This is a genomic window from Pseudonocardia ammonioxydans, assembly GCF_900115005.1.
GTDB lineage: Bacteria > Actinomycetota > Actinomycetes > Mycobacteriales > Pseudonocardiaceae > Pseudonocardia > Pseudonocardia ammonioxydans.
Genome location: NZ_FOUY01000054.1, coordinates 1 through 15283, shown reverse-complemented (window position 1 = coordinate 15283; position 15283 = coordinate 1). Strand labels below are relative to the sequence as shown.

Below are 15283 nucleotides of genomic sequence, written 5' to 3'. Positions count from 1 at the left end.
CCCATCGGGACGGTCGCGTTCTGTCGGGGAGCGGCGTGAGTCGCGCCCCGCCTCGTGCCGTCCGGTCGTGCATCGACGGCAGCGCGTGCAGCACGAGCACCCAGAGTCGGCGCCGCCCGGCCGGGACGGCCGGGGCCCGTGCGCCCCCGGCCCGGTCGCTCACCCGGGTGTCCGGCCACCGGGCAGGGCGTCGAGGACATCGGGGCCGGCCTGCACTGCACTGCGTTGCATGTGGTGCAGTACACCGCGCAGTCCGCCCATCTCCTCGCCACCGCCGGCCCTCCCGGGTCCGCCGTGCACCAGCTGCGGCAGCGGGGAGCCGTGGCCGGTCGACTCAGCTGCGTGCGCCCCCGACAGCACGAGGATCCGCCCGTGCCACGGCGCGAGATCGAGCACCATCCTGCTCGTGAGCTCGACGTCGGCGGTGACCAGGGAACCGGCCAGGCTTCCCTGCCCGCGGGCGGCGAGCCGGACGGCGTCCTCGGGCCTGTCGTAGGCCAGTACCGTCGCCACCGGGCCGAACGGCTCGACCTCGTGCGGTTCGGCACGGTCGGGGTCCGGGCCGTGCAGCAGGATGGGAGATAGAAATGCGCCCCGCTCCGGGTCGGCGTCGACGGTGTCGACCCGGTACGGATCGCCGAACACCCGCTTCGTGGCCCCTTCCAATGCCGCCACGGCCTGCCGGACCTCGTCGCGTTGGGCGATCCCGGCGAGGGCACCCATCCGGACCCCTTCGGCGGCCGGGTTCCCGACAGTGACCCGGCTCAGCCGATCGGTCAGCGCCTCGAGGACGGCGCCGACCAAGGGCGCGGGCACCAGCGCGCGGCGGATCGCGGTGCATTTCTGCCCCGCCTTGACCGTCATCTCGGTGACGACCTGCTCGACGTACAGGTCGAACTCGGGTGTGCCCGGCACGGCGTCCGGTCCCAGGATCGAGCAGTTCAGCGAGTCAGCCTCGGCGTTGAACCGCACGGCGCGTGAGGTGACGGTCGGGTGGTTGCGCAGCAGGTGTGCGGTCGCAGCAGACCCGGTGAACGACAGCAGATCCTGCTCGGTCAGGTGCTCGAGCAGGTCCCCGACCCCGCCGCAGAGCAACTGCACGGAACCGGGCGGTAGCAGGCCGGACTCCACGACGAGCTCGACCAGCCGGGCGGTGAGGAACGCTGTCGCAGTGGCCAGCTTGATCACGGCGGGAACTCCGGCGAGCAGGGACTGGGACAGCTTCTCCAGCGGCCCCCACACCGGGAAGTTGTAGGCGTTGACCTGTACCGCGACACCCCGCAACGGCACGCACACGTGCCGGCCGAGGAAGCTGCCCGCACGCCGGCCGAGTGGGATCGGTTCGTCCTCGACGTAGACTCTCGCATCCGGGAGCACCGTTCGTCCCAGCTCGGCGTAGGAGCGGACGACGGCCAGTCCTCCGTCGACGTCGAACCGGGCGTCGAACAACGTCGCTCCGGTCCGGGCGGACAGCGCGTAGAGCTCGTCCCGATGCCCGCGCAGGAACCCGCCGAGGTCCTCGAGCAGCGCCGCGCGCTGGGGGAAGGTCAGGTCGCGCAGTGCGGGGCCACCGGTGTTCCGTCCGTGCTCCAGAACGGCACGGAAATCGATCCCCTCGGTCGAGACGTGGGCGACCGTGTCCCCGGTGACCGCGTCGAACACCGGCCGGCCCTCGCCGTTCGGGACGTGCCAGGTATCGCGGACGTAGCTGGGCAGGATCGGTGCGGTCACTGCGGACCTCCCCCGGACGCGATCCGGATCACGGTGCGGGCACCCCGCCCGTCGCCGAGTGCGGCGAACGCCTCGTCGATCCCGTGCAGGTCGGTGGTCGCGGTGCGCAAGGCATCGAGGTCGAGCCGGCCCGCGCGGGCGAGGTCGAGCAGCTCGGGCACGTCCCGGTCGGGGTCGGTCGAGCCGTACACACACCCATGCAGCGTCCGGCCGAACCAGAACAGCTCCAGGGCGGAGAACTCGACGGTGCTGGTCTTGGCGCCGACCCCGACGACGGTCACCGTCCCGCCGCGGCGGCTGGCGTTCCAGGCGGTTCGGGTCGTCGCACTGCCACCGACACAGTCGAACACGTGGTCGGCGCCGCGCCCACCGGTGAGCTCGCGCACTGCCGTGAGCGCCTCGTCGCCCGCCGGGACGAACGCGGTGGCTCCGTGCTCGAGTGCGAGGTCGCCCTTCTCGGAGGTCACGTCGATACCGATGATCGTCTCCGCGCCGCGGATGCGGGCGGCCTGGATGGCACACAGCCCGATACCGCCGAGGCCGATGACAGCCACCGACTGGCCCTTCCGGACCCCGGCGGTGTGGAACACCGCGCCCGCGCCGGTCAGCACGGCACATCCGAGGATGGCGACCCGTTCGAGGTCGGTGTCGGCGGGCAGCGGCACCACCGCGCGTTCGCCGACGACGGTCTCCTCGGCGAACGCCCCGGTTCCGAGGGCGGCGTAGATCGGGGTGCCGTCGGTCAGGGTGGCGTAGGGCTCGGCGGCCGCATCGTCGGTGTGCTCACACAGGTAGGGCTCACCCTCGCGGCAGAACCAGCAGGTTCCACACGACGGTGACCAGTTGAGCACCACCTTCTCGCCCACCGACACCCGGGTCACCTCGGCTCCGGCCGCGACGACGACGCCGGCGCCCTCGTGGCCGAGTACCGCGGGCGTCTTCTGGCGCAGCGTCCCGTTCGCCAGCGACAGGTCCGAGTGACACACACCGGCCGCGGCCAGGCGTACCCGGACCTGGCGCGGTCCGGGATCGGGCAACACGATCTCGTCGACCGTGATCGGGCCGCCGCGTTCGCGCAATACTGCTGCTCTGACCATCGGGGGTCCTCCGAGTCGGGGTGGGGCGGGTTCAGCGGAACGCGGGGATGCCGGTGACGGCCTGGCCGATCGACAGTGCGTGCATCTCCTCGGTGCCCTCGTACGTGAGCACGGTTTCGAGGTTGGCCATGTGTCGCATCACCGGGTACTCGAGCGAGATGCCGTTGGCGCCGAGCAGGGTCCGAGCGCTGCGGGCAACATCCAGTGCCGCACGGACGTTGGCCAGCTTGCCGACGCTGACGTGGTTGTGGTGCAGGCGCCCGGTGTCGGAGAGTCGGCTGACCTGCAGCGCGAGCAGGCTCGCCCGGTTGACCTCGACGACCATGTCGGCGAGCTTGCGCTGGGTCAGCTGGAACGCCGCCAGCGGACGGCCGAACTGCTCGCGTACGAGTGTGTAGTCCCGCGCGGCGAGGTAACAGGTCCGGGCCGCGCCGACGACACCGGCGAGGATCCCGAACCGGGCCTCGTTCAGGCAGGTCAGGGGCCCGCGCAGGCCTCTGACCTCGGGGAAGGCGGCGGAGTCGGGCAGCCGGACGCCGTCGAGTACGAGCTCGGAGGTCACCGAGGCCCGCAACGAGAGCTTGTGCTCGATCTCCGGAGCGCTGAACCCGGGAGTGTCGGTCGGGACGACGAACCCGCGCACACCGTCGCCGGTCTGCGCCCACACGACCGCGACGTCGGCGACGGACCCGTTCGTGATCCACATCTTGGTGCCGTCGAGAATCCAATCCGTCCCGTCGCGGCGGGCCCGGGTCCGCATCGATCCGGGGTCGCTGCCCGCGTCCGGCTCGGTCAGCCCGAAGCAGCCGATCGCCTCACCGGCCGCCATCCGGGGCAGCCACTCGGCCCGGTGGTCCTCGCTGCCCCAGCGGTGGATCGCCTTCATCGCCAGCGACCCCTGCACCGAGACGAAGCTGCGCAGCCCGGAGTCGACGGCTTCCAGCTCGCGGCAGGCCACCGCGTAGGCGGTGGCCGTCGTGCCGGCGCAGCCGTAGCCGTCGAGGTGCATGCCGAACACGCCGAGCTTGCCGAACTCGACAGCGAGCTCGCGGGCCGGTAGCCGCCCGTGCTCGAACCAATCGCCGACGTGCGGCGCGAGCCGATCCTTGGCGAATTCCCGGACCGCGTCGCGGATGTCGCGTTCCTGTTCGGCGAGTTCCGCGTCGACGTCGAGGAAGTCCTCGTGATCAGGTGACAGTGTGTCGGCCATGCCGGAAAGGTAGGCGCGGACGCCCGCGCCTCCTGTCCGGTTTCGCTACACGGTCACCGCGGGCGGAACGCGGGCAGGCGGTTCTCGTCGATGCCCAGGATCCGCATCTTCCGGTACAGCGTCGAGCGCGCGATCCCGAGCCGCTCGGCCGCGGCGAGCTTGTTGCCGTGGGTCTCGGCGAGTGCCTCGAGCAGGATGTCGCGCTCGGCGCGCTGCAGCGAGGCGGCCCCGGACCGGTTGGTGCTGTCGCGATACTCGGGTGGGAGGTGCTCGTGGGCGATGTCGGAGCCGAGCGAGCGGGTCACCGCGGTGGCGAGCACGGCTCCGAGCTCGCGCACGTTGCCGGGCCAGTCCAGCCCCGACAGCGTCCGCAACGTGGACGGTTGGAGTCGGGGCGCGGGTCGCCGTGCGGTGTGAGCGCCGATCAGTCGCGGCGCGAGATCGGCGATGTCCTCCCCGCGGTAGCGCAGTGGTGGGACGGTGATCGAGACCGGGAAATGGTCCAGCGTGCGACCGGCCGGGGAGTCGCCCTCGCGGGTGCGGACGGTCGCGACGATCCGGACGCCCGACCCCACCGGGGTCTCGAGGAGCGCCTCGACCCGTCCCGCCAGGTCGGGGGCCAGCTGGGCGAGGTGACGCACCACGACCGTCCCGCCGCCGTCGATGCCCGAGGCGAGCCGGTCGAACCACGCGCCCGGATCGTCCGGGGAGGTGCGCGCGTCCAGCACCGTCAGTGGCTCCTGGTGACGCCGCTTGCGGTGCAGGTGGGTGGCGACGAACAGCTTGCCCGTGCCCGGCTCGCCACACAGCAGCAGTGGCCGCTCGTCGTCGACGACGGCCTCGACCTCGTCACGCAGCCGAGCGACGGCGACGCTGCGGCCGGGCAACACGTCGCTTCGGGCGTCGGTCCGCCGGGCGCGCCGCACCCGGTGTCCACCGGTGGGCGCGCTGCCCGGCGATTCGCGCGCCGCGGGGCGCATCTCGACCAGGACCCCGGCGGTGCCGTCCCGATCACCGATCCGGGTCGCGCGGGCGTCGACCACGAGGCCTCCGGAGAGCGCGACGTCACCGACGCACTCGTCACCGGTGCCCAGCATTCGGCAGGCCCACTCCCACAGGCTCGCCTGGTCGGACATGTCGAGCAGGGCGGACGCTGCCGTGTTCGCCATGACGACGTCCTCGTTCAACGACAGCACCGCGGTGCTGCTCGATCGCCGCCCAGCCCGCAGGAACCGTTCGAGCAGCATCTGCTCCCGCCGTGACGCGTCGGCGTACATCCGGGACTCGATCTCGCGCACGGCGGCGAGCACGAGCGGCTTCATCAGCTCCTGCGTGTCACTGACCCGGCAGGTGACGTCGAGAACACCCTCGACCACACCGCTGATCGGATGCCGCAGTGGTGACCCGATGCAGGTGAACTCCTGCAGGTTCTCCCGATAGTGCTCGAAACCGGACACAACGAACGGCTTGCGTGCCTCCAGCGCGCTGCCGATGCCGTTGGTGCCCGTGTACTCCTCGGCGTAGTGGAACCCGGGGGCGACCATCGCCCGGTCGAGCGCCTCCTCGAGCGCTCGAATTCCGGCCCGGCGGTCGATGATCTGCGCGTCGGAGTCGGCGAGCAGGATCGACGCCGGCCCGCTGCCCACCTGCTCGGCCAGCCGGTCGATCACCGGCCCGGCTGCGCGCAGCAGCCGGTTGGGCCGTTCGAACTCGGGCCGGTAGGGCACGTCCTCGCTGGTCGGGGCCATGCCGACCATCTGGCAGCGGCGCCATGACGTGAGGATGTCGTCTCGGAAGGCGGACCTCGTGCCGACTGGCAGAGCCGCGTCGCCGTCGAGCGTCCGCTCCCGTTCCTTGCGCAGTGCCGTGGCGGGCTGGTCGGGGTGCACGGTCGTCGCCTCCTCGCCGTCGAGGTCCATACCAGGTTAGGCGACCGAGCACAGCAGTGCGGTGGCCACGCGCACTGTCCCAATTCGCTACAGGACCCGATTCGCGAGATTCGGGCCGGTGGGGTCAGGACGTGACCGGCGCCGAGTCGTCGGTGATGCCGAGCTCGGCTCGGACACGCTTCTTGTCGAGCTTGCCCACCGAGGTCCGCGGGATGGTCTCGACGAACAGCACAGTGTCCGGAACCCAGAACCGGGGGAACCGTTCCGCCAGATGGGAGCGGAGATCGTCGCCGGTCACGTTCCCGGCCGCGACGACGCAGGCGACCGGTCGCTCGACCCACGTCGGATCGGGTACCGCGACCACGACGGCGTCCTCGACCTCCGGGTGCCCGAGCAACGCGTTCTCCAACTCGACCGAGGAGATCCACTCACCACCGCTCTTGACCAGGTCCTTGGTGCGGTCCTTCACCTGCATCGTGCCGTCGGGATGGAACACGGCGACGTCGCCCGTACGTAGCCAGCCGTCGCGGTGGCTGTCCGGATCCGGCCGTTCCAGGTAGCCCGACGCCGCCCAGGACGCCATCACCTCCAACTCGCCCGTCGTCTCACCGTCCCACGGGAGCTCCGCGCCCTCGGCGTCGACGATGCGAATCTCGACCAGCGGGAGCGGCCGCCCCTGGCGCGCCTGAACGTCGAGGACAGCCGGATCCTGCAGCTCACCGGGACGCTCGGCGGCCGAGGAGAACATCGCCATGGGCGAGGTCTCGGTCATCCCCCAGCCGTTGACCACGCAGACGCCGGCGGTACGCGACCACCACTCGATCTCGGTGGGCGATGGCGCCGACCCGCCGAGCCACAGCCGCCGCAATGTGGCGAGGTCGTGCACGCCCCCGGCCGTCTCCCAGGCGCGGCGCATCATGGTTCCCACGGTCACGGCGGCGACGGCGGTGCTCGCACCGTGCTGGCGGATCAGCCGGAGAAGGTCCTCGGGTCGCGGGTGGGTTCCGGGCAGGATCAGGGTGGCGCCAGCGAGCGCCGCCGCATAGGGCACGCCCCAGGCGTTGACGTGCGACATCGGTGTGGCGAGCAGGACGCGTTCGTCCGGATCGATCGCGGCCGAGCCGGCAGCGCACAGGGCGAGAGCGTGCAGCACCGTGCTGCGGTGGCTGTAGAGCACCCCCTTCGGGTCGCCGGTCGTGCCGGACGTGTAGCACACCGCGGCGGCGGTGGTCTCCGGGAACTCGGGCAGGTCCCGGACGGGAGCGGCATGCTCGACGAGGTCGTCGTACGGGTGCACGTTCTCCCAGCCGCAGCCGGTGGGCACCGCGCCGAGGACGAGAACCGTCTCCACGGTGTGGAGGCGGTCCCGGACGGCCTCCAGCGACCCGAGCAGATCCGGGTCGACCAGCACCACCCGATCACCGGCATGGTTGATCGTGTAGGCGAGCTGCTCGGGCGAGAGCCGATGGTTCCCGGTGTGCAGCACCGCGCCCATGCACGGCACTGCGAAGTAGGCCTCCAGGTGCCGGCGGGAGTTCCAGGCCAGGCTGAGCACTCGGTCGCCCGGGCCGATGCCGAGATCGCGCAGCACGGTGACGAGCCGACGCACCCGGTCACCGAGCTGGGCGTAGGTGAACCGCTCGTCGCCGGCCGCGGCCCCGGTGATCACTTCCCGGTCGGGGAAGACCCGTTCGGCGCGCCAGAGCAGCCGCGACACCAGCAGTTGCCGGTCCATCATCAGCCCGTCCATGGGGTTCCGCCTCTCACCGGTCGGTGGTTCGTGACCGGGGAGGCTCGTCGCCGCGGCGGCCGTCGCACTGTCCGGTTTCGCTACATGCTCGGGCACAGCCGACCCGTGTAGCGAAACCGGACAGTGGGCGCGGTCACGACCATCCACACTTCCGCCTCATCCGAACCCAACGAGAGGAACAGTCGTGACCGACCGCCCGCTCACCCCCGTCGTCGACGGGTTCACCTACCTCGAGGGCCCGAGGTGGCACGACGGCCGCCTGTGGCTCTCCGACTTCTACTCCCACAAGGTCGTCGCGGTCACCCCCGAGGGCAAGACCGAGGAGATCGTCACGGTCCCGGCCCAGCCCTCCGGGCTCGGCTGGCTCCCGGACGGCACCCTGCTCGTGGTGTCGATGCGCGACCGCAAGCTGCTCCGCCTCGAGCGCGGGACACTGGTCGAGCACGCCGACCTGACCACCACGACCGGCGGGCACGTCAACGACATGGTCGTCGACGGCCACGGCCGCGCCTACGTCGGTGACTTCGGCTTCGACCTGATGGGCGGGGCAGCGTTCCGCACGGCCGACCTCACCCGCGTCGACCCGGACGGCACCGTCTCGGTAGCCGCCGAGGACCTGATGTTCCCGAACGGCTCGGTGATCACCCCGGACGGGAAGACCCTGATCGTGGGCGAGACGTTCGGCAATCGGATCTCCGCGTTCGACATCGGGGCCGACGGCGAGCTCGGCCCACGGCGGGACTGGGCCCACTTCGGGGCGCTGCCCGACACCGACGACGTCGGACAGCTCGTCGCGGCGGCCTCCATCGGCCCGGACGGCAGCTGCCTCGACGCCGACGGCGCGCTCTGGGTCGCCGACGCGATCCACCACCGCTGCGTGCGGGTGGCCGAGGGCGGCGAGATCCTCGAGGAGATTTCGACCGGCGACGAGGGCGTGTTCGCCTGCATGCTCGGCGGCGACGACGGTCGCACGCTGTTCCTGTGCGTCGCCCCGAACTTCGACGAGGGCGAGCGCTCGACCACCACCCTCGGCCGGCTCGTCTCCACCCGGGTCGACGTGCCGCACGCCGGCACGCCGTGAGCTCGGCACTTTCGTCACCGACTCGTTGCAAAGGAGCACGAACACTATGAGCACGACCACCGACACCGCCGACACCGCTGTCGAGGAGCTCGACGTCCTCGTGATCGGCGCCGGGTTTGCCGGCATCTATCAGCTCGATCGGCTTCGTGACCTCGGCTACTCGGTGAAGATCTGGGAGGCCGGTGAGGGGCCGGGCGGTATCTGGTATTGGAACTGCTACCCCGGTGCCCGGGTCGACAGCGAGGGATCGGTCTACCAGTTCTCCTACAAGGATCTGTGGAAGGACTGGGAGTACAGCGAGCGCTATCCCGGCTGGGCCGAGGTGCGTGAGTATTTCGCCTACCTCGACCGCAAGCTCGACTTCAGCAAGGACACCCGGTTCAACACCCGCGTCACCTCGGCCGAGTTCGACACCGAGCGCAACCAATGGGTGGTGCACGCCGCTGACGGCAGCACGGCGCGCTGCGCCTACCTGGTGCCCTGCCTCGGATTCGCCTCCAAGCCCTACACCCCGCCGATCGCGGGCCTGGACAGCTTCCGTGGCACCTGTCACCACACCGGGCTGTGGCCGCAGGAGGGTGTGGACTTCACCGGCAAGCGGGTCGCCGTCGTCGGCACCGGCGCCAGCGGCGTGCAGGTCGTCCAGGAGTCCGCCCGCGACGCCGCCGATGTGACCGTGTTCCAGCGCACGCCGGTCCTGGCGCTTCCCATGCACCAGCGCACGCTCACCCCGCAGGACCAGGCTGGGATCAAGGCCGGGCTGGAGGGCCGGCTCACCTACCGGGCCGACACGTTCGCAGGTTTCGACAGAGACCTGGACTTCGCCCCGGGTAGCACCGTCGAGGTCACGCCCGAGGAGCGGGCCGAAGTCTTCGAGCGGCGTTGGGAGCAGGGCGGCTTCTTCTACTGGCTGGGCATCTTCCAGGACATCCTGATCGACCCGGAGGCCAACGACCACGCCTACAGGTTCTGGCGGGACAAGACCCGTGCGCGCATCCACGACCCGAAGATCGCCGACAAGCTCGCCCCCATGCAGGCGCCGTACCCGTTCGGGATCAAACGGCCTTCGCTGGAGCAGAACTACTACGAGGTGTTCAACCAGGACAACGTGCACCTGGTCGACATCGGCGAGAACCCGATCGACACCGTCACCGAGACCGGCATCACCACCGCCGACGGCACCGAGCGCGAGTTCGACATCATCGTGCTCGCCACCGGCTTCGATGCCGTCACAGGCGGCCTGACCCAGATCGACATCCGCGGCACCGACGGCACCCTGCTGCGCGAGAAGTGGTCCTCCGGAGTCGACGCCCACCTCGGCATCGCCACCGCGGGATTCCCGAACCTGCTGTTCGTCTACGGCCCCCAGAGCCCCTCAGGCTTCTGCAACGGCCCGACCTGCGCCGAGATCCAGGGCGAAATGATCGTCGAAACCCTCGACCACCTGCTCCGAAACGGCCACAGCCGGTTCGAGGCAACCCGCCAGGCCGAACAGGAATGGACCGAACACTGCGCCGAGGTGGTGAACCAGACCCTGTTCCCCACGGTCAAATCCTGGTACATGGGCGCCAACATCCCCGGCAAGAAGGTCCAGATCCTCAACTACCCCGCCGGGCTGCCCACCTACCGGGACAAGTTCGCCGAAATCAAGGACAAGGGCTACGCCGGATTCACCATCACCTGACACCCGATACCCCAGCAACTCGGGGCCGGCCGCCACGGTGTGCCCGGCCCCGAGTGGCCGCTGTGGCCAGCGGGTCGCGACCTTCCGGACAGCCCCGGGTTTCACCGCCCGGCGGGATATCTGTCTCCTCCTACTACACAGCCGATTCACGAACAACCGCACGTTCGCGTTAGTGCAGTCAACGGGTCTGCCATCACCGAGTCGACCGCGCGCGGCTATGGGGAGTTCCTCGGCGAGCGGTTCGGGGCCCGCGACAACGTCACCTGGACCCTCGGCGGGGACCACCCCGCCGACGGGGAAGAGCAGTTGTGGACCGAGCTGGCCGAAGGCCTCGACGACACCGGCGGCACCCAGATCAAGACCTACCACCCGCGCGGCGACCAGTCGTCCGCGACGTGGTTCGCCGATGCGACTGGCTGGACTTCCACATGATCCAGGGCGGGCACTGTCTGCGCTACGACGTGCGCGCCGACCTGGTCGCCTCGACCTACGGCGCGGACCCGGCCAAGCCGTTCCTCGACGGCGAGCCGATCTATGAGGAGCACCCGTACTGCTGGGAGCCCGAGCAGGGCTTCTCCACCGCCCTCGACGTGCGCCGGGATGCCTACTGGTCGGTGCTGGGCGGGGCGGCCGGGCACACCTATGGCCACCACGCGGTGTGGCAGTTCAACGACGGCGGCGACGGCGAGCTCGGCGCGCGCGGGAGCTGGACCGAGGCACTCGAGTTCCCCGCCGGCGAGCAGATGCGCCACCTGCGCGAGCTGATGGAGTCGCTGCCGTTCGCCCGCGGGGAACCCGACCAGTCGGTCCTGGGCTCGGATCCGGGTTCGGGTGCGGAGCGGGTCGTGGCCAATGTCGCCTCGGACGGCTCCTACCTGCTGGTCTACACCCCCGCCGGCGAGGGGTTCTCGGTCGACACCAGCGTCGTGACCGGCACACCGAAGGCGTACTGGTTCAACCCCCGCACCGGCGAGTTCGACACCACCAAGGTCACCAAGACCTACAGCCCGCCGACCAGTGATGAGGACTGGTTGCTGCTGGTGGAGGACACGGCATGACCAGCCACCATCGTGACCACGACGTCGACGACGACGGTGGAGAAGACGACGTCGCGTTCGATGCCGATGACCCCGACGACTACGGGCACGTGCCGTTCCCGGCCCTGCGTCGCCGCCGCGGGACCGGGGGGACGGGTGGGCAGGTCACCGCACGGTTCGCCGACGGGTCGCTGTGGCTGGCCTACACCGGCACGGGCGAGGGCCACCCGGACTGCACGGGTGTGTTCGACCCGCTGGCCACCGAGGACTACCGGCCACCGACCGAGCACGACTGACCAGTACCCCCGAGGAGTGGAGGACGCGATGAGCGGCGGAGACGACCAGCACGACGGGCAGGACCCGGCCTACGGCCACGGCTTTGATGGGCGGCCGTTGTGGTCGGTGCGTGATCGCGACGCCGAGCAGCTGCGCGAGCTGTTGCGCCGGCGCGGCTTCGCCGAGTTCACCGAGGGCAGCGACGGGTTCATCGTCGAGCACCCCGACGACGAGGGGCCGATGCTGCTGGTCCACACCGGACAACCGCGCTCCGAGCGGGTCGCCGCCGAGCACGACTACGCGAGCCTGCTCAAGCAGGCCGGGTACCGGTTCGCGCTGAACGCGACCGGCGACGGGGAAGGCTGGCGCGTCTGGCCGCAGCCCGCCGCAACAGGGAACACGAGCACCGATGGTGCTTGACCGGCGCGCGTTCCTGGCCCGCTCCGGGCAGGCGGGGATGGCGGTGAGCCTGCTCGGCGCCGTCGATGCCCTACTGGCGGCGCCGGGGGCCCGCGCCCAACCCGCCGGGTTCGCCGGCTACGGGCCGCTGGTCGACGACCCCGACGGGCTGCTCGCGCTGCCCGAGGGCTTCTCCTATCGGGTGGTGACCGAGGCCGGCACGACCCGCATGAAGAGCGGCGAGCCGAGCCCGGGGATTCATGACGGCGCCGCGGCATTCGACGCCGACGACGGCAACGGCAACGTGCTGGTGGTGCTCAACCACGAGGTCCGCGGCGGCCCGGACGACGACGGCGCCGTCCCCCACGAGAAGGGCCTGGTGTATCGCGACGACGCCGGCGGGGGCTGCACGATCATCAAGACCACCGGCGAGGGGGAGCTGATCTGGGAGCGGGTCGGGCTGGCCGGGACCTCCACCAACTGCGCGGGCGGGGTCACCCCGTGGGGCACGTGGCTGACGTGCGAGGAAACCGAGGACGACGGCCACGGTTACGTCTTCGAGGTCAACCCGCACGACCTCGACGCGAACCAGGACCCCACCCCGATCACCGCGCTGGGCCGGTTCGTCCACGAAGCGCTCTGCATCGACCCCGACACCCTGACCGTCTACCTGACCGAGGACACCATCGACCCGCTCGGCACCGTCTACCGGTGGAGGCCGCCCTCGGATTTCCGCGGCCGGCCCGGCGAGCTCGCCACCCTCGACACCGACACAGGCGAGCTGGCCGCGCTGGTGTGCACCGATGAGCGCGGCGCCCGGGTCGACGACCTCGCCCAGGCCGACGCGCTCAACACCCTCTACGAGGTCGAGTGGAGCCCGGTTGGGGATCGTGGCGCCGAGAACGGGCCGCTGCGAGCGAGCGAGGGCATCACCCGCGCTCACAAGCTCGAAGGCGCCTGGTGGGCCGACGGGGGCGCCTACCTGGTCTCCAGCTACGCCGACTCCCACCGCGGCCAGATCTGGCACCACGACCCGCAGAAGGCCACGTTGCGGTTGACCACGGTCTTCGGCGCCGACGCCGACGGCGAGACCGTCGAAGCGCCCGACAACATCGTCGCCGCACCGTACGGCGGCCTGATCCTGGCCACCGACGGCGAGACCGACAACCACCTCGCCGGCGTCACCCGCGACGGGACCGTCTACCCGCTCGCGCGCAGCCAGATCGGCTCGGAGTTCACCGGGCCCACGTTCTCCCCGGACGGGCGCGTGCTCTTCGCCGGCATCCAGAAACCCGGGATCCTGTTCGCCATCACCGGCCCCTGGCACGGGACGGAGTCCCCCTCCTCATCGGGCGGTGGCTCCCGACCCTCCACCAAGGGCGACGCCACGGGCGAGAAGCGGAAGTGGGGGTCGTCAAGCCGCTCCGAGACGTCCTCGTCGCGCAGCTCCGAGTCGAGTCGGCGCAGCTCGACCCCGCGATCGGGGTCGGGGTCGGGTCGGTCGTCGGGGGCCTCGACCGACGGTGGGTAGCGACGTGCACCGACGGATTCGTGTCGCCGTGACCGGGCTGGCGGCCGCGGGTGCGGCGCTCACCCTCGCCGCAGCTGCCGGGGTGCCGGTGGCCGCGGAGCATCCCTCGCCGCAGCGGACGGCAGCGGTCGCGCTGCGCGCCGACGACAAGCCACTCGATGAGGACGGCAGCGCCGGAGGCTCCGGGGCCACGATGAGTCTCAACGGCACCCGGGTCCCGGACCCGCTGGTGCTCGACAACGGCGACCCCGTCGACAGCGTCGACGACTGGGAACACCAGCGGCGCCCCGAGCTGCTCGAGGCCTTCGCCGACCACGTTTACGGCCACACCCTGCCCACACCGGAGCCCGACGAGGTCACCTTCGACGACCAGCCCCTGTCCGAGGGTGGGAAGAAGGTCAGCATCGAGGTCACCGGGCCGGAGGGCTCGGCGAGTTTCACCCTGCGCCTGTTCGTTCCCGACGACACCAAGCCGAAGGGCACGTTCCTGCTGATCGACCACCGCGGCTCGGTCGGCGACGAGCCCGGCTCGTCGGGCTACGCCCCGATCCCCACGATCCTCGACGCCGGCTACGCCTTCGTCGCGCTCGACGCCGGTGAGATCGCCCCCGACGACCCCGGCAGCTACCGCTCCGGGGTCATCGACGCCTTCTACCCCTCCGGCACCGAGCTGCCCGACGATGCCGGGCGTGCCATCAGCGCGTGGGCCTGGGGCGCCAGCCGCGCCATGGACTATCTGCAGGACGAGCCCGACATCGACCCGGACAAGGTCGCGGTCATCGGCCACTCCCGCGGCGGGAAGGCCGCACTGTGGGCCGGAGCCCAGGACACCCGCTTTCCCGTGATCGTCTCGAACAACTCCGGATCCACCGGCGCCAAACTCGCCCGCCGCGACGACGCAGGCGAGTCCATCGCCGCCATCACCGACGCCTTCCCGCACTGGTTCCCACCCACCTACAGCGACTACGCGGGCAACGCGGACGAGCTGCCGGTCGACCAGCACGAACTCCTGGCCTTGATCGCGCCGGGGCGGGTCGTTGTCGGCAGCGCCACCGAGGACGGCAACGCCGATCCCCAGGGTGAGTTCCTGTCCTACCTCGGCGCCGCACCGGTCTACGACCTCTACGGCCTCGGCGAGACCGGGCTGGCATCGCAGAGCTGGCCGCCCACCACCGACGAACGGTTCCGTGGCCCGGCCATGAGCTATCACCTGCGTTCCGGCGGCCACGGCCTCGACGACGCCGACTGGGACATCTATCTGACCGGCAACCTGTTCAAGCGGTAGCGAAAGACGTGGGACGGTCCACTGCTGCTCAGGTGGTACGACTGGAGATGGGGTCTGTCAGGAAGATCGTGTGTGGCGGTGATCCGGCAGGCTGAAGCGGCAGCTTCAGCCGGGAAGGATCATCGTTGACCGACAACGACACGACAGCGGAGTCCACTGCCGATAAGCAGGCCCCGTCGACGCAGCCGACGGGGTTGGACGTGCAACTGGCGCAAGAGTTGATCGACAAGGCCCGCCAGTCCGGGGTCTCGCTGGTCGGCCCGGACGGCCTGTTGGCCGGAGTGACCCGCACCGTTCTGCAGGCTGCGCTCGA

At 70.8% G+C, this 15283-nt stretch carries 12 protein-coding genes and 2 pseudogenes; 9 read left to right on the top strand and 5 right to left on the bottom strand.

Going from position 1 to position 15283, the window contains the following annotated elements; all coding sequences use genetic code 11:
* Positions 1-159 precede the first annotated feature (159 nt).
* The 5 genes from paaZ to BM093_RS30195 all read right to left on the bottom strand — a co-directional run bounded on the left by paaZ (position 160) and on the right by BM093_RS30195 (position 7677).
* Entirely contained in the window at positions 160-1731 is a 1572-nt protein-coding gene (gene paaZ, locus BM093_RS30215) for a phenylacetic acid degradation bifunctional protein PaaZ (RefSeq protein ID WP_093354788.1), read from the bottom strand.
* A complete protein-coding gene (locus BM093_RS36825) occupies positions 1728-2828 on the bottom strand; it encodes a zinc-binding dehydrogenase (protein WP_093354783.1) in 1101 nt (366 codons plus the stop codon). The genes paaZ and BM093_RS36825 overlap by 4 nt, the downstream gene beginning before the upstream one ends.
* Positions 2829-2859: 31 nt before the next feature.
* Positions 2860-4038, bottom strand: a complete 1179-nt coding sequence (locus BM093_RS30205) for an acyl-CoA dehydrogenase family protein (RefSeq protein ID WP_093354779.1) — start codon at positions 4036-4038, stop codon at positions 2860-2862.
* Between the two features lie 53 nt (positions 4039-4091).
* Positions 4092-5957: a sigma-54-dependent Fis family transcriptional regulator gene (locus tag BM093_RS30200; protein WP_218162992.1), complete on the bottom strand. Its 1866-nt coding sequence runs from the start codon at positions 5955-5957 to the stop codon at positions 4092-4094.
* Between the two features lie 94 nt (positions 5958-6051).
* Positions 6052-7677, bottom strand: a complete 1626-nt coding sequence (locus BM093_RS30195) for a long-chain-fatty-acid--CoA ligase (RefSeq protein WP_093354774.1) — start codon at positions 7675-7677, stop codon at positions 6052-6054.
* A gap of 184 nt (positions 7678-7861) precedes the next feature.
* Here BM093_RS30195 and BM093_RS30190 point away from each other — a divergent pair, with 184 nt between their 5' ends.
* The 9 genes and pseudogenes from BM093_RS30190 to BM093_RS30150 all read left to right on the top strand — a co-directional run.
* Positions 7862-8758, top strand: coding sequence for an SMP-30/gluconolactonase/LRE family protein (locus BM093_RS30190; RefSeq protein WP_093354769.1), 897 nt, complete (start codon positions 7862-7864; stop codon positions 8756-8758).
* 46 nt (positions 8759-8804) lie between these two features.
* Positions 8805-10442: a flavin-containing monooxygenase gene (locus BM093_RS30185; protein ID WP_093354764.1), complete on the top strand. Its 1638-nt coding sequence runs from the start codon at positions 8805-8807 to the stop codon at positions 10440-10442.
* A 39-nt stretch (positions 10443-10481) separates the two neighbouring features.
* Positions 10482-11164, top strand: a pseudogene (locus BM093_RS38460) (glycoside hydrolase family 140 protein); the annotation flags it as partial.
* Between the two features lie 21 nt (positions 11165-11185).
* A complete protein-coding gene (locus BM093_RS38455) occupies positions 11186-11500 on the top strand; it encodes a putative collagen-binding domain-containing protein (RefSeq protein ID WP_425439214.1) in 315 nt (104 codons plus the stop codon).
* Positions 11497-11775 (top strand): hypothetical protein, encoded by a 279-nt coding sequence (locus BM093_RS30170; RefSeq protein WP_093354747.1) that lies wholly within the window; start codon positions 11497-11499, stop codon positions 11773-11775. The genes BM093_RS38455 and BM093_RS30170 overlap by 4 nt, the downstream gene beginning before the upstream one ends.
* A 28-nt stretch (positions 11776-11803) precedes the next feature.
* Complete coding sequence (locus BM093_RS30165) at positions 11804-12175, top strand: hypothetical protein (RefSeq protein ID WP_143105598.1); 372 nt, start codon at positions 11804-11806, stop codon at positions 12173-12175.
* Complete coding sequence (locus BM093_RS30160) at positions 12165-13685, top strand: alkaline phosphatase PhoX (RefSeq protein ID WP_093354735.1); 1521 nt, start codon at positions 12165-12167, stop codon at positions 13683-13685. Before BM093_RS30165 ends, BM093_RS30160 begins: the two co-directional genes overlap by 11 nt.
* Before the next feature lie 28 nt (positions 13686-13713).
* Complete coding sequence (locus BM093_RS30155; protein ID WP_245773891.1) at positions 13714-14970, top strand: alpha/beta hydrolase family protein; 1257 nt, start codon at positions 13714-13716, stop codon at positions 14968-14970.
* A gap of 125 nt (positions 14971-15095) precedes the next feature.
* Positions 15096-15283: pseudogene (locus tag BM093_RS30150) on the top strand (IS256 family transposase); the annotation flags it as partial.